1 protein-coding gene is annotated in these 395 nt (G+C 63.8%); it reads right to left on the bottom strand.

Annotated elements, in window-relative coordinates:
• The coding region (locus F0Q45_RS28435; protein ID WP_188113213.1) for a hypothetical protein at positions 1-395 on the bottom strand (395 nt) is incomplete at both ends.

Raw genomic sequence — 395 nt, 5'->3', positions numbered from 1 at the left:
AGGTTGCCGTTGCCCAGGTTGAGGTTGCCGGTGTTGGCTGATCCCAGGTTCAGCTGGCCCAGATCGCCGAGCCCGACGTTGAGTAGGGTGCCGTGGGCGCCGTTGCGCAACAGGCCGGCCAGGTCGGTGCCGATATTGGCTACCCCTGAGATGCTCGACGGCGTGGCCAAGCCGGCGGTGCCGGTGTTGTAGAAGCCCGAGACGGAGTTGCCCAGGTTGTACATGCCTGATTGCAGTGCGCCGAGATTGGCCAATCCGGAGTTTCCCGACGCGCCTGTTGCGATGTTGAGCCAACCCGACGTGTTGGCGCCCACATTACCCAACCCCGACGAGCTACCGGTGCCCTGGTTAAAGAAACCCGACGACGGCCCAGCAGTCGCATTCCCAAAACCCGG

The organism is Mycobacterium simiae, assembly GCF_008370645.1.
GTDB lineage: Bacteria > Actinomycetota > Actinomycetes > Mycobacteriales > Mycobacteriaceae > Mycobacterium > Mycobacterium simiae_A.
This window is presented reverse-complemented; position numbering and strand designations above follow the sequence as displayed.